The sequence below is a fragment of the Streptococcus thoraltensis DSM 12221 genome (assembly GCF_000380145.1).
GTDB classification, from domain to species: domain Bacteria; phylum Bacillota; class Bacilli; order Lactobacillales; family Streptococcaceae; genus Streptococcus; species Streptococcus thoraltensis.
Map to the genome: position 1 here is coordinate 1 of NZ_KB904601.1, position 24,148 is coordinate 24,148.

A 24,148-nucleotide genomic window follows, 5' to 3' on the forward strand; every position below is an offset into this window, starting at 1 on the left:
ATAAGCCGTATTGACTTCAATCTCTTTAATAGTTTGGCGCATGGAACGGATCCCATAGAAACATTGGATAAGAGGGATTTTGATGAGCATTACAGGGTCAAGACTGGGACGACCATTATCAGAACTATAGGTGTCTTCCACTAAATCATAGATGAAGTCAAAGTCAATCATAGCATCCACTTGACGAAGAAAGTGATCTTCTGGGACGAGCTGGTCAAGCGTGTAAAAGCCATATTGGTTACGGTTATAATCTGGTTTTTCTTTGTGAAACATAGCAACACCTCACAAGCGTTTTCTTTTATTATACTCCTAAAATAATCAAAAAGCCCTTAGAAAATGAAGTCTAAGAGCTTTGTCTTCAATCTGAGCCTTCTCCACATGGAAAAGGCTTTTTTCTAGTCTTCTTTGGCTAATTCCAAACATGACGATTTAACATAGCAATGAGGGCAGGTTAAACGACGTGTTCTAGGAGTATGCTTAGCTAGATTAAAATCAAGGTAGCTTGGTTCAAAGGTCTTATGACAATTTGGGCAAAGATAACTCAATTGCTTTTTGTAATAATAGACCATTGCATTCATTGTTACTAAAAACAAAGGAATAGCAACCCAAATGACCCATTTTTGATTAAAGTAAACAGCAATCACCAGCGATAGACAATAAAACAATATAACGGAAATGAGACGCAACCACATTTGAAGTCGTAGTGCTTGCCATTTTTTTCGATTTGACATGATGAGTGAAATATCTTGTAAACTGTCAACAGTGTAATCTTCTTGCTTATCTAGCTTGTTAAGTAACTTGACAGCAGTGTCAAGTTTGACTTGTTTTTGGTCAATTTCTTGCTTTAGTTCTGAAATGTGGCGTTCCAAGAGTAACTGTAAAACCTTGTCTGAATGCTCTTCGACTAAGATTTCTTGAATTGCCTTAATTGAAAAATCAAGGTCTCTTAGAAAACAAATCCATTTAAGCTTTTCTAAATCTTTGTCCGAATATACCCTTCGACCACCTTCTGTCAAATCACTAGGTGTCAAGATACCACGCTGATCATAGTACTGCACCGTACGGATAGAAACGCTAGCTAGTTTCGCCATTTCCCCTGTTGTATAAGTTACAGACATCTCTTCACCTCCTTTTAGTAAAGATACAGAAGTAAGCTCCCCTCAACATGTCACTAACAGGTGAGCTCTAACCCAGTAGCTCAAATATCAGAGAGTTTCTTTTCTGTTCACTTGTATCCTAGCACATTACCTAAGGTCATCAGCAAGGGGTAACCTTAGGTGATTTTTTACTTTTTTAAGAAAAAATCAAGTTGACATAAGTGTCAATCAAACAGACCACCCAAAGCAGCAAAAGGATTATCACCATGACTTTCTTCTTGTTCCGCCAAGTAGGATTTATTACTATCAAACTCTAAAAATTTTTCATAGACAAGGGCTGTCATCCGAGCATCCTCCAAGCTATCATGCCCTTTTCCTTTAATGCCAAGAAAATCAGCCACAGTCTGTAGTTTCAGATTGGCAATCCCATTCAAATCACTGCTTCTACGTTCAAAAGCTTCATCATACAAGTCCACCGCATAAAGTTCTGCCAAGTCTAAGCCATTTTCAGCTAAAATCGGTAAATCCGACTTGTGGGCATTGTAACCAACAAGAGAAACACCATTAACAAAGGCTGCAAAATCTGCTAGCACCGTTTCTAGTTTTGGTGCATTGGCAATTTTTTCTGACGTAATTCCCGTCAAGCCACTGATAAAACTCTGTAAAGGTACCGCACTGTATACATACGTGTCAAAATAAGCCACTTCCTCATGATTAACAAACTTGACCGCTGATAATTGAATGATGTGACTGACTTCATTAACCGTGTTAAATTCTAAATCAAAAGCTACATACTGGTTTAGGTTTTCCATTTTTTCTCTTTCCTCTTACCCTAAAAAAGACCCTTACGGGTCACTGGTTTATTTATTTTTTTTAAACATGCGAGCAAAAAGCCCTTTTTTGACAGCTTCTTCGTGTTTGTCTTGGATTTCTTGCGCTTGATTCCGAGCTTGGTTCGCTTCTTCTTTAGCTTCTTCCAATTCCAATTTTAAGGTTTCCTTATCCTGCATAGCCGTCAAGGTCAATTGTTGTTGCTGATCGATTTGTTTATCCTTTTCAGCAATCTGCACATCCTTGATACGCATCTGCTCATCTTTGGCTGCAATCTGTGTATCTTTTGCTTTCAGCTGCTCATAAAGGCGCGTAATTTCAGAGTTCTTCTCATCTACAAGAAGCTCCAGAACCTCACGCTGTTTCGTTTCCTCATCAATCGGATCATCTTCAAAAATCGTCTTTTTATAGATTTCCTCCAATTTAATGAGACCGCTGCGATTGACAACAGTAACGCCTCTTTCATTTTTTTCAACATCCTCTTCAGGAAGTGTCTTGATACGATTGTTAACCGCTTGACGACTAACGCCTAAAATTTCAGCTAATTCGCTGACTGTCTTTTCAATAGCCATCTTATCCTCTTTTTCACTGATTTTTCTTATAAAGATAGTAACATAAAGGCTTTTTGATGTCAATTTGTCCTTAGCTAAGCGCTTTACAAAATCATCCTTGCTATTTCCACTCTAAAATTGTGCTAAAATAAGAGTATGACACATTTTGATACTATTATTATTGGTGGAGGACCTGCTGGTATGATGGCGACTATCTCTAGCGCTTTTCATGGAAAAAAAGCCCTTCTACTTGAAAAAAATCGGCGGCTAGGTAAAAAATTAGCTGGAACAGGTGGCGGTCGTTGCAATGTCACCAATAGTGGAACACTTGAAGATTTAATGGAAGGCATCCCCGGCAATGGGCGCTTCCTCTATAGTGTCTTCTCCCAATTTGACAACCATGACATCATCGCTTTCTTCGAAGAAAACGGCGTCAAACTAAAAGAAGAAGACCATGGGCGCATGTTCCCAACTACGGACAAATCACGTACCATTATCCAAGCCTTAGAAAACAAGATTCTAGAATTGGGTGCTCAAATCAAAACTCAATTTGAAGTGGTTTCTGTTAAGAAAAAGGACCAGATCTTCATTGTCAAATCTGCCGACTGCGAGTTCACCTGTGACCAACTGATTGTCACCACTGGCGGAAAAGCTTATCCTTCAACTGGTTCGACTGGTTTTGGACACGATATCGCTCGACATTTCAAGTTGAAAGTTACTGAAATCGAGGCTGCCGAAAGTCCCCTTTTAACCGATTTTCCGCATAAACCCTTGCAAGGCATTTCCCTTGATGACGTAACCCTGTCCTACGACAAGCATGTCATTACCCACGATCTTCTCTTTACCCACTTTGGTTTATCTGGACCCGCTGCCTTACGCATCTCTTCTTTTGTTCGTGGTGGTGAAATCCTCTCACTGGATGTGCTTCCTAAAATGACGAGAGAAGATGTCAGTCAGTATCTCACAGAAAACCGTGATAAGTCAATCAAGAATGGTCTTAAAGCCCTTATTCCTGAACGACTAGCTGAATTCTTCTCAGAAGAATTGCCCGAAAAAATCAAACAAATGGATCCTAAACAAACAGAAAGTTTAATTAACAAACTCAAAGCAACCCAGATTCCAGTCACTGGCAAGATGAATTTAACCAAGTCTTTTGTGACCAAGGGAGGTGTTGATCTTAAAGAAATCAATCCTAAAACTCTTGAAAGTAAGAAAGTTCCTGGGCTGCACTTTGCTGGTGAAGTTTTGGATATAAATGCTCACACAGGCGGATTCAACATTACTTCTGCCCTTTGTTCTGGCTGGGTAGCTGGTGCCCTTCATTATTAATCATTTAAAAAGTAACAAGTTTTTCTTGCTACTTTTTTTATTTTTTGATAAACTTTAATAGTTAACTAGCTAAGTATATTTCAAGGAGGACATATGGCAAAAAAATCTAAAATAGCTCGTTACGAAAAGCAATTAAAATTAATTGAACAATACGCTGACTTACGCCGTGAGTTAAAAGAAAAAGGGGATTATGATGCCCTTCGCAAATTACCTCGCGATTCAAATCCAAACCGTTTGAAAAACCGGGATAAAATTGATGGTCGTCCACACGCTTATATGCGTAAATTTGGTGTCAGCCGGATTAACTTCCGTCAATTAGCCCACAAAGGACAACTTCCAGGTGTCAAAAAAGCCAGCTGGTAATTTAACTGATGATAACTGGCTAACATCATTGTTTCCTTTGGGTTAGCGATTAAAATATCATCCTAGCAGACTAAAGTTTTTATCACAAAAAGATGTTGAGCGCTTGCTCAACATCTTTTTGGTTGCTCTATAAAATAGCTTCCAAGGTATCAATATCTTCTTGTGTCGTTGACCAGCTGGTTGCAAAGCGAACTACGGTATGGTGGTCATCATATTTTTCCCAGAGACTAACGACCACTTTTTCTTGTAGTTTTGCTAATCTTTTATTTTCAATAATAACAAATTGTTGGTTGGTTGGACTTTCTAAATAAAAGCGATAGCCCTTTTCTTTGAGAATTGTTTTTAATTGCTCGGCAAGGTTTAAAGCTTGTTCACCAATCTTCAGATATAAATCATCTGTAAAGAATTGCTTAAACTGAAGACCAATAAACCGCCCCTTAGCTAAAAGCGCACCGTGCTGTTTCACAATAGCTGAAAAATGTTTGGGCATGTTGTTCTTGGTGTAAATCAATGCTTCCCCAATTAAGGCACCAAGTTTCGTACCGCCGATATAAAAGACATCACAAAGTTCAGCAATATCTTTCAGCGTCACATCAGTATCAGAAGCGGCAAGACCATAACCAAGACGGGCACCATCAAGGAAAAGCGGAATCTCATATTGGCGACAAACTGAAGCTAAAGCTGTCAATTCTTCCTTGCTATAAAGTGTGCCATACTCAGTCGGATGAGTGACATAAACCATTCCCGGAAAGACCATATGCTCAAAGGTATCATCATTGTAAAAATCCACCAAATAATCTGATACTGCTTTGGCAGAGAGTTTCCCGTTTTGCTGTGGTAGCGTGATGACCTTATGCCCGACAAATTCGATAGCCCCTGCTTCGTGCGTCGCAATGTGTCCCGTATCTGCTGAAATAACGCCTTCGTAAGACTTCAATAGGCTATCAATCGCTACCTGATTGGTTTGAGTACCACCTGCTAAAAATCGTACTTGAGCATGAGGACAATCAATAGCCTGACGAATCTTTTCTATAGCCTGCTCTGTATAATCATCTAATCCATAGCCTGCTTGATTGACTTCATTAGTATCGACAATCGCTTTTAACAGTTCTGGATGAACACCTTCATTATAATCATTTTCAAAATGTAACATAGGCACCTCTTTTCTTACCAAAATTGTACTAAAATTCTCTTAGAATACCAAGCGGAGTAAAGCCATGATGATAATCCCTGTCAAAACCGACAATAAAATATTTTTACTTTTGATGGCGACCCAAAAAGTTGGTAGCACTGCAAGTATTTCCAACCAGTGGAATTGAGGCAAGTCACATCTTTGCTCCTTGACCAAACTAGACAGAGTCAAGGCAAAAATAATACTGATTGGGAGGTAATTAAGGAAACGAATGAGTGGTTCTGGAAGTCCCCTATACCTTGTCAAGATAAATGGAAGAATTCGCGGAATCCATGTAACGAGTGCCCCAAGGAATATCCCCACTAAGATCGTCTTAGTTGTCATCAATCATCACCCCCACTGCACAGCCAACTAAGGTAGCCCCTAAAACAGCCATTGACTCTGAAATAACAATAGCCAATAGCAGATAGGATATCGTAACAGCACCTAAAATCATCACTATCTTCTGACCTGCCATCCAGCGAAGCATCCCCGTCAACTGACTCTCAAAAATAGACACAAACATCGCCACTAGAGCAAAGTCCAATCCTAGAGACGTGGGATCTGGAATATAAGAACCAATAAGCGCCCCAAGGACAACAGCCAAAATCCAAGTTAAATAGGCAATAACATTATTGCCATGCATCCAAGACGTTGAAATACCCTTCCGACGAACCCGCTCACTTAACAAAACACCATAACTTTCATCTGTTAGTAAAGTGCCAATCCCAATTCCTTGAGACAAGGAAGCCTCTTTAAAGAGTGTTGTCACATGTAAACTCATTAAAAGGTGACGCAAATTGACTAAAAAAATCGTAATCGTTAATGAAAACAAGCTAGCATTGGCTAAAGCTAGTGCGGCGAAGGCAAACTGCGATGACCCTGCATAAATAAAAATACTCATCAACGCCATTTCCCAAGCAGTCAAACCACTACTGACACCGACAACACCGCAAGCAAAACCGATAGAGATATATCCCACTGCCGTTGGCAAAGATGCTTTTGCCCCTCTAAGAAATTCTCTTCTATCCATAAGCCTCCTTTTTTTGAATTTTCAGAATGTTTGTTAATTATAACAAAAACACAGCTTGAACTCAAGCTGTGTTTATAGGTTCTTAGGATTTGTAAGGCGAAAAGGCTAGGCTGGGTTTTGCATTCAAATCAAGTCCAGCAGTATGATGCAATTCGTATTCAACTGCTGCAGCAAAGGCAATCATTCCGGCATTATCTCCACAAAGTCGCAATGGAGGAATGATGACATCAATATCTTTTATTTCTTCAGACAAGCGTTCACGTAAGCCCGCATTGGCAGCAACACCACCAGCAACGACTAAGGTTTTAACAGAGTACATGTCCAAAGCCTTTTTCGTTTTGGCTAGAAGGACATCCATGACAGAGGCTTGAAAAGAGGCACAGAGATCTTCCAAGACCAAGTCTTCTCCTTTTTGGGCGGCATTGTGATGCAGATTGATAAAGGCAGACTTCAAACCAGAAAATGAAAACTCCAAATTGTCTTCCTTTATCATAGCTCTTGGGAAGTGATACACGTCTTCCCCCTTATGAGCTAGCTGGTCAATTTCACGTCCGGCTGGATAGGTCAATCCCATGACACGCCCAACCTTGTCATATGCCTCACCAACCGCGTCATCACGGGTTTCACCTACAATATGATACTGACCAGGCTCAGATACATAGACAAGTTCCGTATGTCCGCCTGATACTAAAAGTGCCATCAGCGGATAGGTCAACTCCTTTTGTTCACGCGCCGCCATTAGATGCCCCGCCATGTGATTAACTGGAATCAAAGGCAATCCATGCGCCCAAGCAAAGGCTTTCGCAGCAGAGAGACCAACGAGTAAGGCTCCTACGAGACCAGGTCCATACGTCACTGCTACTGCTGACAAGTCGCTAGCCGTAATCCCGGCTTCCACTAAGGCATCTTCAATACAGGTGGTAATCACTTCGACATGGTGACGACTGGCCACTTCAGGAACTACGCCACCAAAACGCTTATGGCTCTCTACTTGACTAGCAATAATATTACTCAACAGCTCTGCTTCATTTTTTAAAATAGCCACACTAGTCTCATCACAAGAACTCTCAATGGCTAAAATATAGCGATCAGACATGATAACTCCTTTTCCTAACACTACCTTGCTTCTCGTTTCATCAATACAGCATCTTCTATGGGATGGTGATAATAATGCTTTCGATAACCCACTTTCTCAAAACCAAATTGCTGATAAAGGTTTTGAGCTTTCTTATTGGAAGTTCTAACTTCTAAAAAAATGGGCTCATCCATGTCTTCTAGATTTGCCATTAATTGTTTGGATAATCCTCTACCCTGATAAGATGGCAATACAGCAATATTGGTCAACTCCATCTCTCCAAAAAGACCTTGAAGGGCTAAAAAACCAACGACTTGATCATTTTCAAACAGAAAAAAATAATCCGTATTGTCCTGATTGTAATCAGCTAGAATCTGATTTTTAGACCAGGGGGACTGACCGTAAGCCTCATCTAGAATCTTAAAAACTCCTTCAATGAGCTGATTGGTTGAGAGATTAGACCCGTTTGATATAGTCATTTCCATTACCTGCTTGATTGTTTTTTAACCAAATCTCTTCAGCTTCTACCTTCTTCAAGTAATTGGGCAAGAAAGCATCAACATCAGAACTAGGCAAACTCAAGGCTAATCTCCCAATCTCATAAGCCGATGGAAGGCTGGCTTGGTAAGTAGCTTCTGGAAAATCCGCCGCAATGGTTTTCGCAAAAGCATCAACTTCTCCAACGAAGCAAACCTTTTCATAGGATTTAGCCTGTTCAATAATCTCAGCAATGCTCGCATAATGATCCTCTGCAATAGCTTGTCCACCCTGATAAAAACCAACATAGGCATGCTGACGCCGAGCATCTATGAGTGGTACTAAAACAGCAGATGAATTCACTGGCAAAGCCAAAGCCTGTAAACTAGACACACCTACCAGATCAATCTTGAGACTGTAAGCCAAGGTTTTAGCTGTCGCTACCGCCACACGAAGACCCGTGTACGATCCTGGGCCCTGTGCCACTGCGATACGATCCAAATCTGCAGGCTGCCAACCAACTTGTTGCATGAGAAAATCAATCACCGGCATCAAACTAATGCTATGATTCTTCTTAACGGTGAGACAAGTCTCTGCCTGTAATTGTTCACCTTCTAAAAGTGCTACCGCCAAAGTTTGGTTTGAGGTATCAAATGCTAAAACTTTCATGAGAACTTCCTTCTTGTTTAACTATTTCTTTATTATATCACATTTGCAAATAGCCTAGTCCTGGAAAGTTTTCTCAGCAATGTTTTTACTATACCTTGCCTTTATGGTATAATTTAAGATAATTGTAACGATAACACGGTTAACGCATGACACAGAAATTAACACATTGAGTCAACCTAACCCAGACAGGTTGTCTTCTTTTATTATCAGCGATTAGCCAAATCAGAAAGGAATTTTATGATTTACAAAGTTTTCTACCAAGAAACAAAAGAACGTAACCCACGTCGTGAAACAACACAATCGCTCTATGTTGATATCGATGCTAAAGAAGAGTTAGAAGGCCGTATCAAAGCTCGTAAACTCATTGAAGAAAATACATCTTTCAACATCGAACACATCGATTTATTATCAGACAAACACCTTGAATACGAAAAAGAAAAAGGCGTTTTCGAACTCACAACATTCTAATCCAAACTAGATAGAAAGGACTGGCGCTAAAACAAGCGTCAAAAAATTATGTCAAATATCAATCTAAAACCCGAAGAAGTTGGGGTCTACGCGATTGGTGGTTTGGGAGAAATCGGGAAAAACACCTATGGAATTGAATACCAAGATGAAATTATCATTGTCGATGCTGGTATCAAATTCCCTGAAGATGATTTGTTAGGGATTGATTATGTCATCCCTGATTACTCATACATCGTTGAAAACATTGACCGTGTCAAAGCATTGGTCATCACACATGGTCACGAAGACCATATCGGCGGTATTCCCTTCCTTCTCAAACAGGCCAATGTTCCCATTTACGCTGGACCTCTCGCCCTCGCCCTAATTCGTGGCAAACTTGAAGAACATGGACTTTTAAGAGATGCTAAACTATTTGAAATTAATCATAATACTGAATTAACCTTCAAAAACCTTAGCGTTACTTTCTTCCGTACCACTCACTCCATTCCAGAACCTTTAGGAATTGTTATCCACACTCCTCAAGGAAAAATTGTCTGTACTGGAGATTTTAAGTTCGACTTTACACCAGTTGGTGAACCCGCTGACCTACACCGCATGGCAGCCCTTGGTGAGGAAGGCGTTCTCTGTCTCCTATCTGATTCTACCAATGCTGAGGTACCAACCTTTACCAATTCAGAAAAAGTAGTCGGCCAGTCAATTATGAAAATTATTGAAGGTATCGAAGGACGTATCATCTTTGCTTCCTTTGCATCTAATATCTTCCGTCTTCAACAAGCCGCTGAAGCTGCTGTGAAAACAGGCCGTAAGATTGTCGTTTTTGGGCGCTCAATGGAAAAAGCTATCGTAAATGGTGTTGAACTTGGTTACATCAAGGTTCCAAAAGGAACCATTATCGAGCCAAGTGAGATGAAAAACTATCACGCTAGTGAAATCCTCATCATGTGTACTGGTTCTCAAGGAGAACCAATGGCAGCCCTTGCTCGTATTGCCAACGGTATGCACCGTCAAGTAACCCTGCAACCTGGCGATACTGTTATCTTTTCATCAAGCCCAATCCCTGGTAACACAACAAGTGTTAACAAATTAATCAACACTATTCAAGAAGCCGGTGTTGAAGTAATTCACGGTAAGATTAACAATATCCATACATCTGGACACGGTGGTCAACAAGAGCAAAAACTCATGCTCCGCTTGATTAAACCCAAATACTTCATGCCCGTTCACGGGGAATACCGCATGCAAAAAGTCCATGCTGGACTTGCTATTGATACTGGTGTTCCAAAAGACAATATCTTCATCATGGAAAATGGTGATGTCCTAGCCCTAACCAAGAATTCTGCTCGCCGTGCTGGTCACTTCAATGCGCAAGACATCTACGTTGATGGCAATGGAATTGGTGATATTGGCGCTGCTGTTCTTCGTGACCGTAAAGATTTATCAGAAGATGGGGTTGTTCTTGCAGTTGCAACTGTTGATTTCAAATCAAAAATGATTCTTGCTGGACCAGACATCCTCAGCCGAGGCTTCATCTACATGCGCGAATCAGGAGACCTCATCCGTGAATGCCAACGCGTTCTGTTCAATGCTATCCGTATTGCTCTAAAAAATAAGGACGCCAGCATTCAATCCGTCAACGGTGCCATTGTCAATGCTATCCGTCCTTTCCTCTATGAAAAGACCGAGCGTGAACCAATCATTATTCCAATGGTCTTGATTCCAGATAAAGAAAATAACAATAACAATCACAAATAAATAAAAGTCAGTTAGCTTAGCTAGCTGACTTTTTGCGACAAAAAGCCAAACGTTCATTTCGTTCAGCAGGGAGAAAAAAAACTAAGAATTTGACAATTTGGGAAATTGTGCAGAGAGACAGATAATGACTAAAATTTTAGAGATGCTGTTATTTCAACCTTTTGGGAGTTTTTGGCTTTTTGGCTACTAAAGAAAAAAGATTGGAGAAAAATATCTAAAGTATACTCTTTCTCCAATCTAAAGCCAGACAATCGTCTGGTTTTTACAATATTATAGTTTTTGGAATTAACTTTGATACATGGTTACTTTCGACTTGCCCTACTCATGCTCAATGAAAATTAAAAGCAAACTAGGCGACACAGATAGCAGATAGAACTGTCTTCATCAAATCAAGTCAACAAGGTCTGCTTTTAATCTTCGAAGAGTATCAAGTACTGTTCGGCGTCTTTTTCTGTTCCTTGTTCTGAAAGTTAATTCATTTGACTATATAACCTGCTATTAGACATTGGGATAAATATAAGATACTGCTCCCGGAGTACCACTTGCTAGTGGATTAAACCAACCACGATAGTTGCCAATAGTTTGATTCCCATTATAATTAGCTTCTATAACTTGAATTTGACCATCTGCCGCTACATCTGTCACATAAGCCACATGACCATATCCACCATCAGTCCAAACAATTAAAGCTCCAACTTGTGGTGTTAAGCCTGTAGCAAATCCTGCTGACGAAGCACTGGCTGCCCAATCACCACCATTTCCCCAGTAACTACCAGCCCATGGTGCCAAAGTTTTAGCACCCCAAGTACATTGCCCAACTGGATAGCCATTCGAGCTTATTGTTGATACTGTCACTTGACTAGTCATTAGTTGACTTGACCATATAGTATCTTGGTATTGATTTCCATAACTATTATAGCTATAATCATAAGAATCATTTGAACTATATTGGTCAGCACTGGCAGTGCCACTTGTCATCAGAGATAATCCAGAAACTGCTACTAAGCCTAAAGTTGCTAAAAACGTTTTTGATGTCATATTAAATACTTCCTTTCATTATCGAACTTGTCTATCTTACCGAAGAAATATAACAAGCCATTAACGATGGCATGACATTCATCACACTTAAATTGCAAATAAGCTTTCTTTAAGGTTTCTGAAAAAATTAGGTTATCGTCTTCTTAATCCTACAATCAGCAAGACATCAATAAAAAACTTTTGACAATCACTAAACACCGAATTAACAGTGATTGTTATAAGTCACCCACTACAGATAACAAAGAGCTAAAAAGAGCCTGATATAGTCTTTTGAATTAACTTTGAGACATGGTCGCTTTCGACTTACCCTACTCAAGTGCTGTCCGCATCTCAACTCCTTATCTGAAAGTTAATTCATTTAACTATAAATAGCAAAAAAAACGCCCAGTGGACGTTTTTTTAATATAAATCTAGGTAATTTTCAATTTCCCATTGTGAAACAAACGTAGCATAGCTTGCCCACTCAAGGCGTTTCGCTTCAACAAAGTTTGTTGTGATATGCTCACCAAGAGCTCCTTTGACAACATCATCTTCTAGCAAAGCTTTCACAGCATTGTGGAGTGTTGATGGAAGATCCGTAATCCCTGCTGCTTTACGTTCTTCAGCCGACATAGCATAGATGTTAGATTCGACAGGTGCTGGTGCCTCAATCTTATTTTTAACACCATCTAAACCAGACTCAAGCAATACTGCCATAGCTAGGTAAGGATTAGCAGTTGGATCAACTGAACGTAATTCCAGACGTGTACTCATGCCACGAGAAGCCGGCACACGAATCAATGGTGAACGGTTACGACCAGCCCAAGCAATATAAACCGGAGCTTCATACCCAGGAACCAAACGCTTGTATGAGTTAACTGTCGGGTTCATGATGGCTGTGTAATTGTAAGCATGCTTCATCAAACCGCCAAGGAAATAATAGGCTGTTTCTGACAGCTGCATGCCATTCTTATCTTCAGGTTCATAAAAAGCATTATGACCATCTTTATCAAAGAGAGACATGTTGCAATGCATACCAGAGCCCGCGATCCCAAATTTTGGTTTAGCCATGAAAGTCGCATACAAACCGTGTTTACGAGCGATTGTTTTAACAACCAACTTAAACATTTGGATATTATCACAAGCTTCTAAGACATCACCATATTTAAAATCAATTTCATGCTGACCGACAGCAACTTCATGGTGACTCGCTTCCACCTCAAAGCCCATTTCTGTCAAGACATTAACAATCTCACGACGAGTATTATCAGCCAAGTCAGTTGGAGCTAAATCAAAGTAGCCGCCTTTATCGTTAACATCAAGAGTAGGTTCGCCTTTTTCATTCAGTTTGAAAAGGAAAAATTCTGGTTCTGGACCCAGATTAAATGATTCGAAACCCATTTCTTGCATATGTTTCAATGAACGTTTTAAATTACCACGAGGGTCACCTGCAAAGGGTTCACCTTCTGATGTGTAAATATCACAAATCAAACCAGCCACGGCACCATTTTCATCTCCCCAAGGAAAAACTGTCCATGTGTCAAGGTCAGGATATAAGTACATATCAGATTCATTGATGCGCACAAACCCTTCAATTGAAGAGCCGTCAAACATAGCTTTATTAGATAAGACTTTTTCAACCTGTTCATCAGTCGCCGGGATTTCGACGTTCTTCATTGTTCCCAGGATATCGGTAAACATCAAGCGTAAGAATGTAACATTTTTATCTTTGATATCTTGTTTGATATCAGCTACTGTGGTTGCCATTTGATCTCCTTTTTAAGAATATGAGGCAGATTTATTTACGTATCATTCCAGATTGTAAATGATTTAGATGTGAGGAAGGATTTTGAAATCCTCCTTGATTGAGAAGTTCGTCATGAAGGATACGACGAACATCAGCATCAGTCAAAGATTTTTTCTTAGAGCGTTTTGCTTCTTGACGTTCGGCATATTCATGCTTTATCGCAGCAATATTCAACCCTTCGTCAATAAAATCCTTAATTTCCAGTAAACGATCCATATCATTTAATGAATACATGCGTCTATTGCCTGGAGTTCTTTCAGGATCAATCAACCCTTGGTCCTCATAGTAGCGAATCTGTCTAGCTGTTAAATCTGTCAATTTCATGACAGTTCCAATCGGGAAAACAGCCATTGTTCGTCTGAGTTCTTTTCCTTTCATACGACCTCCTTTCTTTTACATTATATTCTGATAATTCAAAACTGTCAAGTGCTTATGTCACTTTTTCTAACATAAAGAAATAAGGAGAGAAATACTAGAATCTCTCACCTTATTAGCTTAAAACTTCTTTTTAACTAACCACTGACGAACTTTATCAACATCAGCATTAACTAAAATAGCAATAAAGACGCCAACGAAAGTTTCAAAAATTCTCGAGAATACATAGGAAATCGTATCCCCCCGAGGAATTGACAAGGTGATGATGAGCAAGGCAGCCACACCACCGATAATTCCAGATTTATTATTACAAGCGACATTAACCATAATCGTCAACATGGTTAAAATGGGAACAAAAATTAGCATAACCCATGTACCACCGCCTAATAATTCCCGTAAAAGATAATAAATCAAGGCACAAATACCGCCAACAGAATTACCAAAAATACGTGACATACCAAAAGAAAAACTTTTATCAAAATCTTCTCTCAAGCTAAAAACAGCGGTTAAGGCCCCAATTTGAAGACCTTCCCAACCAAATACACTAAACAAGGCTAACACAAGAAAAACCGACAAGCCTGTTTTAAAAGTTCGCATCCCCAAGCGAAATTTCTTAGGGTCAAAACGAAATTGCATCTTATTACCTCACTTTAATACCTATCTATTTTATCATAAATTAATAAACAGAAAGCTCAAAAGTTAGTAGTTAAACCTCAAAGCTCTATTTTAAGCCCCTATTTACCTTAGAAACATTTCCTAAGTGAGCCATGACACATATCGCTGTTAATATAAAAAAAGATAGGTCTGAAAACCTGTCTCGCTTTTCACTTATTTAAGTTGAATCAATTTGACGCAGGAGCTGTATGTTCATATCATCTGAAAGGCTGTTTGAAGTAGGAACTAGGGGAACACTTCTTCACTTATAAAATAGTACAGTGACTTATATAGTCAAATGAATTAGTTTTCAAATAAGGAGCTGAGACGCGAACAGTACTTGATACTCTTCGAAAATCAAAAGCAGACCTCGTTAACTTGATGTGATGATGATAGTTCTATCTGCTATCTGTGTCGTCTAGTCTGCTTTTGATTTTCATTGAGTATGAGTAGGACAAGCCGAAAGTGACAAACGATCAAAGTTAATTCAAAAGACTATACAAGAAGAGGGTGGGAAATTGAATTTTCCCACCCTCTTTTAATATTAAGATATTATAAACTTATTTTTCAGTAAGAGCATCAAGTCCTGGAAGAACTTTACCTTCTAGGAGTTCCATTGACGCTCCACCACCTGTTGAAATCCATGAGAATTTCTCTGCACGGCCTAGGTTGATTGCTGCTGCAGCTGAGTCACCACCACCGATGATTGATTTAACACCTGGTTGTTTAACGATAGCATCCATCACACCGATTGTACCTGCTTGGAAATCAGGGTTTTCAAAGACACCCATTGGTCCGTTCCAAACAACCGTTTTAGCACCTTCAAGAGCTTCTTCGAATTTAGCAATTGATTTAGGACCGATATCAAGACCAAGGAAACCTTCAGAAACTGCTTCACCATCAGTATCACGTACTTCAGTGTAATCTGCAAATGCATTAGCTTCTTTTGAATCAACCGGCAAGATCAATTTGCCATTTGATTTTTCAAGCAATTCTTTAGCAACATCTAATTTATCTTCTTCTACAAGTGAGTTACCAATTTCGATACCTTGAGCTTTGTAGAATGTGTAAGTCATACCACCACCGATAAGAACTTTGTCAGCTTTATCAAGAAGGTTTTCGATAACACCAATCTTATCTGAAACTTTTGAACCACCGAGAATCGCTACGAATGGACGTTCTGGAGTTTCAACAGCTTCTTGGATGTAAGCAATTTCGTTTTCCAAAAGGAAACCAGCAACCGCTTTTTCAACGTTTGCAGAGATACCAACGTTTGAAGCGTGAGCACGGTGAGCTGTACCGAATGCATCGTTTACGAAGATACCATCACCAAGTGAAGCCCAGTATTTACCAAGTTCTTCATCATTTTTAGATTCTTTTTTGCCGTCAACATCTTCAAAACGAGTGTTTTCAACCAAAAGAACTTGTCCATCTTCAAGGGCGTCGATAGCAGCTTCCAATTCAGCACCACGAGTAACACCTGGGAAAACAACTTCTTGACCCAATTTAGCTGACAAGTCAGCAGCAACTGGTGCCAAAGATTTACCAGCTTTATCAGCTTCTTCTTTCACACGTCCAAGGTGAGAGAAAAGGATAGCACGTCCACCTTGTTCAACAATGTATTTAATTGTTGGAAGGGCAGCTGAGATACGGTTGTCGTTAGTGATAACGCCATCTTTCAAAGGTACGTTGAAGTCCACACGAACGAGAACTTTTTTACCTTTCAAATCAACGTCTTTAACAGTCAATTTAGCCATTAGAAAAGACTCCTTATTATTTTTATACTCTTCATTATACCATATTTTTGCCTATTCTTCTAAAGAAACCGTTTTTACTTGTGATTTTTGTAACGAAGAAGACGAAGGCCGTTCAAAATAACTAAAATAGTGGAACCTTCATGTCCAACAACTCCCAATGGTAAATTGATTCGTTGGAATAAGTTGCTCACAATCAAACTAGCAATCACAAGTAGAGCAAACACGATATTTTCCATCACAATAAGACGCATTTTTTTAGAAAGACCAATCGCAAATGGCAAGCGAGTTAAGTCCTCAACTAAAACGACATCCGCACTTTCCATGGCAATATCTGTACCAGAAGCTACTGCAAAGCCAACATTGGCCAGTGCTAAGGCAGGAGCATCGTTGATTCCATCCCCTACCATTCCGACAGAACCATACTCCTTTTGAAACTCTGCGATATATTTGGCTTTATCAGTTGGTAAACTATTTGCTACAATTCGATCAATTCCCACTTCTTTAGCAATCGATTGAGCTGTTTTTTCTTGGTCTCCTGTCAGCATAATGGTGACAATTCCGATTTTGTGCAATTCAGTCAGGACTTGCTTACTTTCTTCGCGAACTTGATCTGCCAAGGCATAAATAGCTTGCAGATAGCCATTTGCGCTCACAAATACCAAGGTTTGCCCCCTAGCTTCATGCTCGTCCATAAATTGAACAGCATCCACTGCCATCGCTTCTTCTAAGTTTTCTAAAATAAAATCTTTCTTACCAATTCGCCAAATTTTACCATAAGAAGCCGTTTCAAAACCTTTACCTGTCACATCTGCCATTTGGTCTAATTCAATCACTGCTTGTTCTGGATAGTGATCTAATAAAGCCTGTGCAATTGGATGACTTGTCTTACTTTCAGCAGAAACCACGACAGCTGCAAGTTCCTCAACAATTGCCATCGGAGTTACATACATAGAAGTAACACTTGGTTTTCCAATTGTCAAAGTCCCTGTCTTATCAAAAACAATTGCTTTCAAACCAGCCAAATTATCCGCAGTATCGCCACCTTTTAAAATCATCCCCATACGGGCTGCACGGCTAATAGCAGACAAACTAGCTGGCGTACTAGAAGCCAACAGAGCACACGGAGAAGCTACTGTCAACAAAATCATTCCGCGGTAGAAAGCATCTTGAATCGGCCAGCCCAATACAAAATAGGAAAAGAGAATAAAGCTTGGTACAAGAATTAAAACACCCTTCACATAACCATTTTCTAATTTTTCAATAAAGGTCGTTGTCTTACTATTGCACTCTTGCGCTTCTTCTACCATATTCACAATTTTAGCAAATAGGGTATTGTCGTTTTCAACCAAAACCTGCAATTCAATGGTTTCACCTTGGTTAATCGTTCCACCGATAACCGTTTCACCTTCTTTTTTCTCTGCTGGAAGCGGTTCGCCCGTTACCATGGATTCGTCTAGCAAAGCTTGCCCAGATAGCAAGCTACCATCAATCGGAACAGACTGCCCTTTCAAAACTTGTATCCGATCTCCAACTTTTAAATCTGCCGTAGCAACTACTTGAATCGTGCCGTCTTCTGTTAGCAGACGCGCTTCATCTGGCGTCATTGCCATCAATGACGAAATCGCCTCCGTGCTTTTTGCCATGGCCAAAACTTCCAACGTAGAAGAAAGTGAGAAGATAAAGATTAACAAAGCCCCTTCCAACCAATAGCCAATGATCCCCGCCCCCAAAGCAGCTAGTACCATCAAAATATCAACATTCAAATGCTTTTCAAAGAACAATTCTTCAAAACCTTCTTTGGCAGACTTATACCCCCCCACCAAGAACGCAGCAATAAATAAAACACTCTCTACCGTTGGTTGATTCCAAAATGTACTAACCAACCCCAACACAATCAACAGAGCACAAGACGCTGTGATGATGATACTTTTCTTCGTTTCTGACATCATTTCTCTTACCTTCAAACTAAGTATTTTCTAACAATTTTAAGATAAAACCTAGTCCTTGAAATATTATAAAATCTCTTTTACAATAATAGTATGACAGATTTTTATCGGTAAAAACAGAAACAATTTAGCCGATTTGTCAGTTACTGAACATTTTATTAAAATTGTCTAGAGGAGAATAATGGATAAACGAATCATAAAAACAAAGGAAGCCATTTTTGAAGCTTTTTTTGACTTACTTAATGAAAGCACCTTCCAACAAATTAGCGTAGGGGATATTATTGAGAAGGCTAATATTGGTCGAAGCACCTTCTACAGCCATTTTACAAGCAAAGATGATCTTTTAACGGCTGTTTGTCAGCATCTATTTGATCATGTCTTCGTGACAGCTTCTTATGCTGAACACCGCTTAGATGAAAATAATACTAAAAATTTCGAGGATTCCTTAGCAGATCGGGTTGCGCACCTCTTCTACCACTTTAAACAAAACGATGACAAAGTCCTAACTCTATTTCGCTTAAACGATGATTATTTCCGTCGTAATTTACGCGAACAACTAGCCCAACATCTGTCTCCCGCAGTAAAAGATTATTTTTTCAAAGGAAGCCAATTGCCACCCTTGTTGCTACAGCAGCATATCATCTCCACATTTATCACCTGTCTCAGCTGGTGGCTTCGAGATGCTCCTGAAAAGTCTACCGAGGAAATGAGTCAATTCTTCTTAGAATTAATCTAATATCTCTATCCCATAAAACACAACACTCACAGATTGCTCTAAAAGCCTGTGAGTTTTTTATCATTCATAAAAAAGAAAAGAACCCAAAGGCTCTTTTCTTTCACTAAATCAGTGAATTATTTAGCGATTTTTGCGAAGTACTCAAGAGTACGAACAAGTTGTGAAGTGTATGACATTTCGTTGTCGTACCATGAAACAACTTTAACCAATTGGTTACCGTCAACTGTTTGAACTTTAGTTTGAGTAGCGTCAAACAATGAACCAAATGAGATACCTACGATATCTGAAGATACGATAGCGTCTTCAGTGTAACCGTATGATTCGTTAGCTGCTGCTTTCATAGCTGCGTTGATTTCTTCAACTGTTACTTCTTTTTCAAGAGTAGCAACCAATTCAGTTACAGAACCTGTTGGAACTGGAACACGTTGGGCAGCACCGTCAAGTTTACCGTTCAATTCTGGGATTACAAGACCGATGGCTTTAGCAGCACCTGTTGAGTTAGGTACAATGTTTGCTGCAGCTGCACGAGCACGACGAAGGTCACCACCACGGTGTGGTCCGTCAAGAACCATTTGGTCACCAGTGTAACCGTGGATTGTAGTCATCAAACCTTGTTTAACACCAAAGTTGTCTTGAAGAGCTTTAGCCATTGGAGCCAAGCAGTTTGTAGTACATGAAGCACCTGAGATAACTGTTTCAGTACCATCAAGAATGTCATGGTTAGTGTTGAATACGATTGTTTTAACATCGTTTCCACCAGGAGCTGTGATAACAACTTTTTTCGCACCGTTAGCGTGGATATGTTGTTCAGCTTTTTCTTTAGATGTGAAGAAACCAGTTGCTTCAAGAACGATTTCTACGCCATCGTTAGCCCAGTCGATGTTTCCTGGTTCGCGTTCAGCAGAAACTTTAACGAATTTACCGTTAACTTCAAAACCACCATCTTTAACTTCAACAGTACCGTCGAAACGACCTTGAGTTGTGTCGTATTTCAACAAGTGTGCAAGCATTGCTGGATCTGTAAGGTCGTTGATGCGAGTAACTTCAACACCTTCAACGTTTTGGATACGACGGAAAGCAAGACGACCGATACGACCGAAACCGTTAATACCAACTTTAACTGTCATTTGTGATTTCCTCCTTATGAAAATCAATAAATAATTATATTAGGGATTATTCCCTTAGCTATTGTGAAAATATTAACTAATATATATATCAGCTAACCTTTCAACATGATTATTGTATAATAATTTCTACTAAATTGCAAATACAATCTATTTTCTGTAAAACAAAAGAGAGCAGCCACAGCTGTTCTCTCTTGCTATTTTTATTATTCACCAGAATTTTTCTTGATGATTTCTTCTTGTACTGATTTAGGAACATCTTCATAGTGGTCAAATACCATCATGAATGTACCACGTCCTTGAGTTGCAGAACGAAGAGTTGTTGCGTAACCGAACATTTCAGCAAGTGGAACGAAGGCACGAACGATTTGGCTGTTTCCATGAGCTTCCATGCCATCAACGCGTCCGCGACGAGCTGTAACATGTCCCATAACATCTCCAAGGTTTTCTTCTGGAACTGTTACAGTAACAAGCATCATTGGCTCAAGGATAGCAGGTTGTGCTGATTTAGCAGCTTCTTTAAGGGCAAGTGAAGCAGCAATCTTGAAGGCTGTTTCAGATGAATCGACATCGTGGTATGAACCATCGTAAAGTTTAGCTTTGACATCAACCAATGGGTAACCAGCAAGAACACCGTTTTCCATAGATTCTACAAGACCTTTTTCAACAGCTGGAACAAATTCACGAGGAACTACACCACCGACGATAGCGTTCTCAAACTCAAATCCTTTACCTTCTTCATTCGGAGTAAATTCAATCCAAACATCACCAAATTGACCTTTACCACCAGATTGACGTTTGAAGAATCCACGGGCTTGAGTAGAAGCACGGAATGTTTCACGATATGATACTTGAGGAGCACCTACATTTGCTTCAACTTTGAACTCACGACGCATACGGTCAACAAGGACATCAAGGTGAAGCTCACCCATACCAGCGATAACTGTTTCACCAGTTTCAACGTTTGTTTCAACGCGGAATGTTGGATCTTCTTCTGCAAGTTTTTGAAGGGCAATACCCATTTTATCTTGGTCAGCTTTAGATTTTGGCTCAACCATCAATTGGATAACTGGTTCTGGGATATTGATTGATTCAAGGATAACTTTTGCTTTTTCATCAGTCAATGAGTCACCAGTAGTTGTATCTTTCAAACCAACGGCAGCAGCAATATCACCAGCGTAAACTGTTTCAATCTCTTGACGGCTGTTGGCGTGCATTTGAAGAATACGTCCAATACGTTCACGTTTACCTTTTGAAGTATTCATTACGTATGAACCTGAGTTAAGAACACCTGAGTAAACACGGAAGAAAGTTAAACGACCTACGAATGGGTCTGTCATAATCTTGAAGGCAAGAGCTGCAAATGGCTCTTCATCAGATGCTGGACGTTCTTCTTCAGCATCTGTATCTGGGTTTATACCTTTGATTGCAGGAATATCAAGTGGGCTTGGAAGGTAGTTAATAACCGCATCAAGCATCAATTGAACACCTTTGTTTTTGAAGGCTGATCCACAAAGTACTGGGAAGAATTCAACGTTGATAGTTGCTTTACGGATACCTTCCATCAATTCTTCATTTGTGATTTCTTCACCTTCAAGGTATTTCATCATCAAATCTTCATCAGTTTCAGCAACTGCTTCAACCAATTTTTCACGGTATTCTTCAGCTTGCTCAAGGTACTCAGCTGGAATATCTTCTTCAAGAATATCTGTACCAAGGTCGTTAGTATAAATTTCAGCTTTCATTTTGATCAAGTCGATGATCCCACGGAAGTCATCTTCTGAACCGATTGGCAATTGGATTGGATGTGCATTTGCTTGAAGACGATCATGAAGTGTGCTTACTGAGTAAAGGAAGTCAGCACCGATTTTATCCATTTTATTGGCAAATACGATACGTGGAACACCATATTCAGTCGCTTGACGCCAAACAGTTTCAGTTTGAGGTTCTACACCTGATTGCGCATCAAGAACAGTTACCGCACCATCCAATACACGGAGTGAGCGTTGTACTTCGATAGTGAAGTCAACGTGTCCTGGTGTGTCAATGATATTAACACGGTGTCCATCCCATTGTGCTGTTGTTGCAGCTGATGTGATTGTGATACCACGTTCTTGTTCTTGCTCCATCCAGTCCATTTGTGAAGCACCTTCGTGAGTTTCACCAATTTTATGGATTTTACCAGTGTAGTAAAGAATACGCTCAGTTGTAGTTGTTTTACCAGCATCAACGTGAGCCATGATACCGATGTTACGAGTTTTTTCAAGTGAAAATTCGCGAGCCATTAGGTTTCTCCTATTAATTTTATTTACTTTATTATTATAGCACGATTTAAGAAAAACGGATAGGCAGGACCTACCCGTTCGTGCGGTTTATTCATTGAACTCCCTATGTGAAAGAGTTAGCTGTACTTGAACCTATTTTCCCATAAATTAAAATTGTTTACTCGGTAAAGAATATACTGAGATAAAACTCTGACATTTACAAAATAGATAGATCCAATGCAGCTTAATCTTACCAGCGGAAGTGTGCGAAGGCACGGTTTGCTTCAGCCATTTTGTGTGTGTCTTCACGTTTCTTAACTGATGCACCAGTGTTGTTAGCAGCATCCATGATCTCTTTTGAAAGACGGTCTTTCATAGTGTGTTCACCACGAGCACGTGATGCATTAACCAACCAACGTAGGCCAAGTGTCACACGACGTTCTGGACGAACTTCAACTGGGACTTGGTAGTTTGAACCACCAACACGACGCGCACGTACTTCAAGTACAGGCATGATGTTGTCCATAGCTGTTTCAAACACTTCAAGAGCATCTGTCCCAGTTGTTTCTTTAATTTCTGCAAATGCATCATAAACGATTGATGCAGCTGTACCACGTTTACCATCCAGCATAACACGGTTGATAAGACGTGTTACAATTTTTGAATTGTATAATGGATCTGGCAATACTTCGCGTTTTGGCGCTCTATTTTTACGACTCATTTTTCCTTATCCCCCTTCTATTATCCTTTAGGACGTTTTGCACCGTATTTAGAACGGCCTTGTTTACGATCAGCAACACCTGCAGTATCAAGTGCACCACGAACGATATGGTAACGTACCCCTGGAAGGTCTTTTACATGTCCACCACGAAGAAGAACAACGCTGTGCTCTTGCAAGTTGTGACCGATACCTGGGATGTAAGCAGTAACTTCGATAAGGTTACTCAAACGTACACGAGCAAATTTACGAAGGGCTGAGTTAGGTTTTCTAGGTGTCATTGTTCCGACACGAGTTGCAACACCGCGTTTTTGTGGCGCTGATAATTTTGTGTGAACTTTACGGTGACTGTTGTAACCAATATTCAAAGCAGGTGAATCTGATTTTTCAACTTTAGATTTACGTGGTTTACGTACCAACTGGTTAATTGTAGGCATCTACATTTCTCCTGTAAAATTTTTAGTTTTGGTTGAAAAGAGCGATTGGTGACATCCTCTTTTCCGCGTGTACTTTTGCAACATTTGTCAGCACGTCTCTGTACACTTTTGAGAGACCAAAAGTAAAAAGTACCGTTTATTATAATATCACAATTCTAACTCATCGTCAATTGCTTTTTTTTGAAACTTGCTTTAATTTCAACATCAAAAAGAGAAGACCAATCTGGGAGCCCACTGAAAAAGTCATCGTTTGATGGCTTTTTTTGCTATACTAAAGTTGAGGTGATGATATGCTTGATAATCAGTTGACTTTAGATGTTAGTCCCTATTCTACTCTGTATGATATTGTTGTTCCTAAAACTCATTTTTTACGGCAGCTAACGGAACTCTGTGATTTTAGCTTTATTTATGATGAGCTGGAAAAGAATTATCAACCTGACTTCGGACGTCGTGCCTACTCTCCTATCATGATGTTCAAGTATCTCTTACTAAAAGAT

General features: G+C 39.7%; 26 protein-coding genes. 6 read left to right on the top strand and 20 right to left on the bottom strand.

Annotated features, from left to right (window positions below):
• From A3IA_RS0106405 to A3IA_RS0106420, 4 genes are all read right to left on the bottom strand, one after another.
• On the bottom strand, positions 1-273 hold a 273-nt coding region (locus A3IA_RS0106405; protein WP_018379572.1), incomplete at its 3' end, for a transposase.
• 122 nt (positions 274-395) lie between these two features.
• Positions 396-1,118 (bottom strand): MerR family transcriptional regulator, encoded by a 723-nt coding sequence (locus tag A3IA_RS0106410; RefSeq protein ID WP_018380497.1) that lies wholly within the window; start codon positions 1,116-1,118, stop codon positions 396-398.
• 203 nt (positions 1,119-1,321) lie between these two features.
• The gene (locus A3IA_RS0106415; RefSeq protein ID WP_018380498.1) at positions 1,322-1,909 is read right to left on the bottom strand and encodes a 3'-5' exonuclease; all 588 of its coding nucleotides are present in this window, start codon (positions 1,907-1,909) and stop codon (positions 1,322-1,324) included.
• A 48-nt stretch (positions 1,910-1,957) separates the two neighbouring features.
• Positions 1,958-2,500 (bottom strand): helix-turn-helix domain-containing protein, encoded by a 543-nt coding sequence (locus A3IA_RS0106420; RefSeq protein ID WP_018380499.1) that lies wholly within the window; start codon positions 2,498-2,500, stop codon positions 1,958-1,960.
• 135 nt (positions 2,501-2,635) lie between these two features.
• On the opposite strand from A3IA_RS0106420, the gene aao reads away from it, so the two are divergent.
• Together aao and rpsN are read left to right on the top strand one after the other, a co-directional pair.
• Positions 2,636-3,808 carry an aminoacetone oxidase gene (aao, locus tag A3IA_RS0106425; protein WP_018380500.1) on the top strand — a complete coding sequence of 391 codons (1,173 nt, stop codon included), beginning with the start codon at positions 2,636-2,638 and terminating at the stop codon, positions 3,806-3,808.
• Between the two features lie 93 nt (positions 3,809-3,901).
• Positions 3,902-4,171 carry a 30S ribosomal protein S14 gene (gene rpsN, locus A3IA_RS0106430; protein ID WP_018380501.1) on the top strand — a complete coding sequence of 90 codons (270 nt, stop codon included), beginning with the start codon at positions 3,902-3,904 and terminating at the stop codon, positions 4,169-4,171.
• Between the two features lie 127 nt (positions 4,172-4,298).
• On the opposite strand, the gene A3IA_RS0106435 is transcribed toward rpsN, so the two are convergent.
• From A3IA_RS0106435 to tsaB, 6 genes are all read right to left on the bottom strand, one after another.
• Positions 4,299-5,324: a threonine aldolase family protein gene (locus A3IA_RS0106435; RefSeq protein WP_018380502.1), complete on the bottom strand. Its 1,026-nt coding sequence runs from the start codon at positions 5,322-5,324 to the stop codon at positions 4,299-4,301.
• A 39-nt stretch (positions 5,325-5,363) separates the two neighbouring features.
• Positions 5,364-5,687: an AzlD domain-containing protein gene (locus A3IA_RS0106440; RefSeq protein WP_018380503.1), complete on the bottom strand. Its 324-nt coding sequence runs from the start codon at positions 5,685-5,687 to the stop codon at positions 5,364-5,366.
• Positions 5,677-6,375 carry an AzlC family ABC transporter permease gene (locus A3IA_RS0106445; protein WP_018380504.1) on the bottom strand — a complete coding sequence of 233 codons (699 nt, stop codon included), beginning with the start codon at positions 6,373-6,375 and terminating at the stop codon, positions 5,677-5,679. The genes A3IA_RS0106440 and A3IA_RS0106445 overlap by 11 nt, the downstream gene beginning before the upstream one ends.
• 82 nt (positions 6,376-6,457) lie before the next feature.
• On the bottom strand, positions 6,458-7,471 hold the full coding sequence (gene tsaD, locus A3IA_RS0106450; protein ID WP_018380505.1) for a tRNA (adenosine(37)-N6)-threonylcarbamoyltransferase complex transferase subunit TsaD: 1,014 nt from the start codon (positions 7,469-7,471) through the stop codon (positions 6,458-6,460).
• A 20-nt stretch (positions 7,472-7,491) separates the two neighbouring features.
• The gene (rimI, locus tag A3IA_RS0106455; RefSeq protein WP_018380506.1) at positions 7,492-7,935 is read right to left on the bottom strand and encodes a ribosomal protein S18-alanine N-acetyltransferase; all 444 of its coding nucleotides are present in this window, start codon (positions 7,933-7,935) and stop codon (positions 7,492-7,494) included.
• Complete coding sequence (gene tsaB, locus A3IA_RS0106460; protein WP_018380507.1) at positions 7,907-8,596, bottom strand: tRNA (adenosine(37)-N6)-threonylcarbamoyltransferase complex dimerization subunit type 1 TsaB; 690 nt, start codon at positions 8,594-8,596, stop codon at positions 7,907-7,909. The genes rimI and tsaB overlap by 29 nt, the downstream gene beginning before the upstream one ends.
• A 237-nt stretch (positions 8,597-8,833) precedes the next feature.
• Here tsaB and A3IA_RS0106465 point away from each other — a divergent pair, with 237 nt between their 5' ends.
• A complete protein-coding gene (locus A3IA_RS0106465; RefSeq protein WP_018380508.1) occupies positions 8,834-9,064 on the top strand; it encodes a DNA-dependent RNA polymerase subunit epsilon in 231 nt (76 codons plus the stop codon).
• A 48-nt stretch (positions 9,065-9,112) separates the two neighbouring features.
• Complete coding sequence (gene rnjA / locus A3IA_RS0106470) at positions 9,113-10,816, top strand: ribonuclease J1 (RefSeq protein WP_018380509.1); 1,704 nt, start codon at positions 9,113-9,115, stop codon at positions 10,814-10,816.
• Between the two features lie 498 nt (positions 10,817-11,314).
• Here rnjA and A3IA_RS13605 read toward each other — a convergent pair whose 3' ends face one another.
• The 6 genes from A3IA_RS13605 to A3IA_RS0106500 all read right to left on the bottom strand — a co-directional run bounded on the left by A3IA_RS13605 (position 11,315) and on the right by A3IA_RS0106500 (position 18,372).
• Positions 11,315-11,854: a CHAP domain-containing protein gene (locus A3IA_RS13605; RefSeq protein WP_018380510.1), complete on the bottom strand. Its 540-nt coding sequence runs from the start codon at positions 11,852-11,854 to the stop codon at positions 11,315-11,317.
• A gap of 399 nt (positions 11,855-12,253) precedes the next feature.
• Positions 12,254-13,600, bottom strand: a complete 1,347-nt coding sequence (gene glnA / locus A3IA_RS0106480) for a type I glutamate--ammonia ligase (RefSeq protein WP_018380511.1) — start codon at positions 13,598-13,600, stop codon at positions 12,254-12,256.
• A 31-nt stretch (positions 13,601-13,631) separates the two neighbouring features.
• A complete protein-coding gene (locus tag A3IA_RS0106485) occupies positions 13,632-14,018 on the bottom strand; it encodes a MerR family transcriptional regulator (RefSeq protein ID WP_018380512.1) in 387 nt (128 codons plus the stop codon).
• A gap of 117 nt (positions 14,019-14,135) precedes the next feature.
• A complete protein-coding gene (locus tag A3IA_RS0106490; protein WP_018380513.1) occupies positions 14,136-14,651 on the bottom strand; it encodes an FUSC family protein in 516 nt (171 codons plus the stop codon).
• Positions 14,652-15,229: 578 nt separating this feature from the next.
• Positions 15,230-16,426, bottom strand: a complete 1,197-nt coding sequence (locus A3IA_RS0106495; RefSeq protein WP_018380514.1) for a phosphoglycerate kinase — start codon at positions 16,424-16,426, stop codon at positions 15,230-15,232.
• A 74-nt stretch (positions 16,427-16,500) separates the two neighbouring features.
• The gene (locus A3IA_RS0106500; RefSeq protein WP_018380515.1) at positions 16,501-18,372 is read right to left on the bottom strand and encodes a heavy metal translocating P-type ATPase; all 1,872 of its coding nucleotides are present in this window, start codon (positions 18,370-18,372) and stop codon (positions 16,501-16,503) included.
• Between the two features lie 181 nt (positions 18,373-18,553).
• Here A3IA_RS0106500 and A3IA_RS0106505 point away from each other — a divergent pair, with 181 nt between their 5' ends.
• Positions 18,554-19,108 carry a TetR/AcrR family transcriptional regulator gene (locus tag A3IA_RS0106505; protein WP_018380516.1) on the top strand — a complete coding sequence of 185 codons (555 nt, stop codon included), beginning with the start codon at positions 18,554-18,556 and terminating at the stop codon, positions 19,106-19,108.
• A gap of 116 nt (positions 19,109-19,224) precedes the next feature.
• On the opposite strand, the gene gap is transcribed toward A3IA_RS0106505, so the two are convergent.
• The 4 genes from gap to rpsL all read right to left on the bottom strand — a co-directional run bounded on the left by gap (position 19,225) and on the right by rpsL (position 23,651).
• Positions 19,225-20,235, bottom strand: coding sequence for a type I glyceraldehyde-3-phosphate dehydrogenase (gene gap, locus A3IA_RS0106510; protein WP_018380517.1), 1,011 nt, complete (start codon positions 20,233-20,235; stop codon positions 19,225-19,227).
• A 203-nt stretch (positions 20,236-20,438) separates the two neighbouring features.
• The gene (gene fusA, locus A3IA_RS0106515) at positions 20,439-22,517 is read right to left on the bottom strand and encodes an elongation factor G (RefSeq protein WP_018380518.1); all 2,079 of its coding nucleotides are present in this window, start codon (positions 22,515-22,517) and stop codon (positions 20,439-20,441) included.
• Between the two features lie 229 nt (positions 22,518-22,746).
• Positions 22,747-23,217 (bottom strand): 30S ribosomal protein S7, encoded by a 471-nt coding sequence (gene rpsG, locus A3IA_RS0106520; RefSeq protein WP_017768901.1) that lies wholly within the window; start codon positions 23,215-23,217, stop codon positions 22,747-22,749.
• Positions 23,218-23,237: 20 nt separating this feature from the next.
• Positions 23,238-23,651 carry a 30S ribosomal protein S12 gene (gene rpsL, locus A3IA_RS0106525; protein ID WP_018380519.1) on the bottom strand — a complete coding sequence of 138 codons (414 nt, stop codon included), beginning with the start codon at positions 23,649-23,651 and terminating at the stop codon, positions 23,238-23,240.
• 290 nt (positions 23,652-23,941) lie between these two features.
• On the opposite strand from rpsL, the gene A3IA_RS12660 reads away from it, so the two are divergent.
• A partial coding sequence (locus A3IA_RS12660; RefSeq protein WP_018380520.1) for a transposase occupies positions 23,942-24,148 on the top strand: 207 nt, incomplete at its 3' end.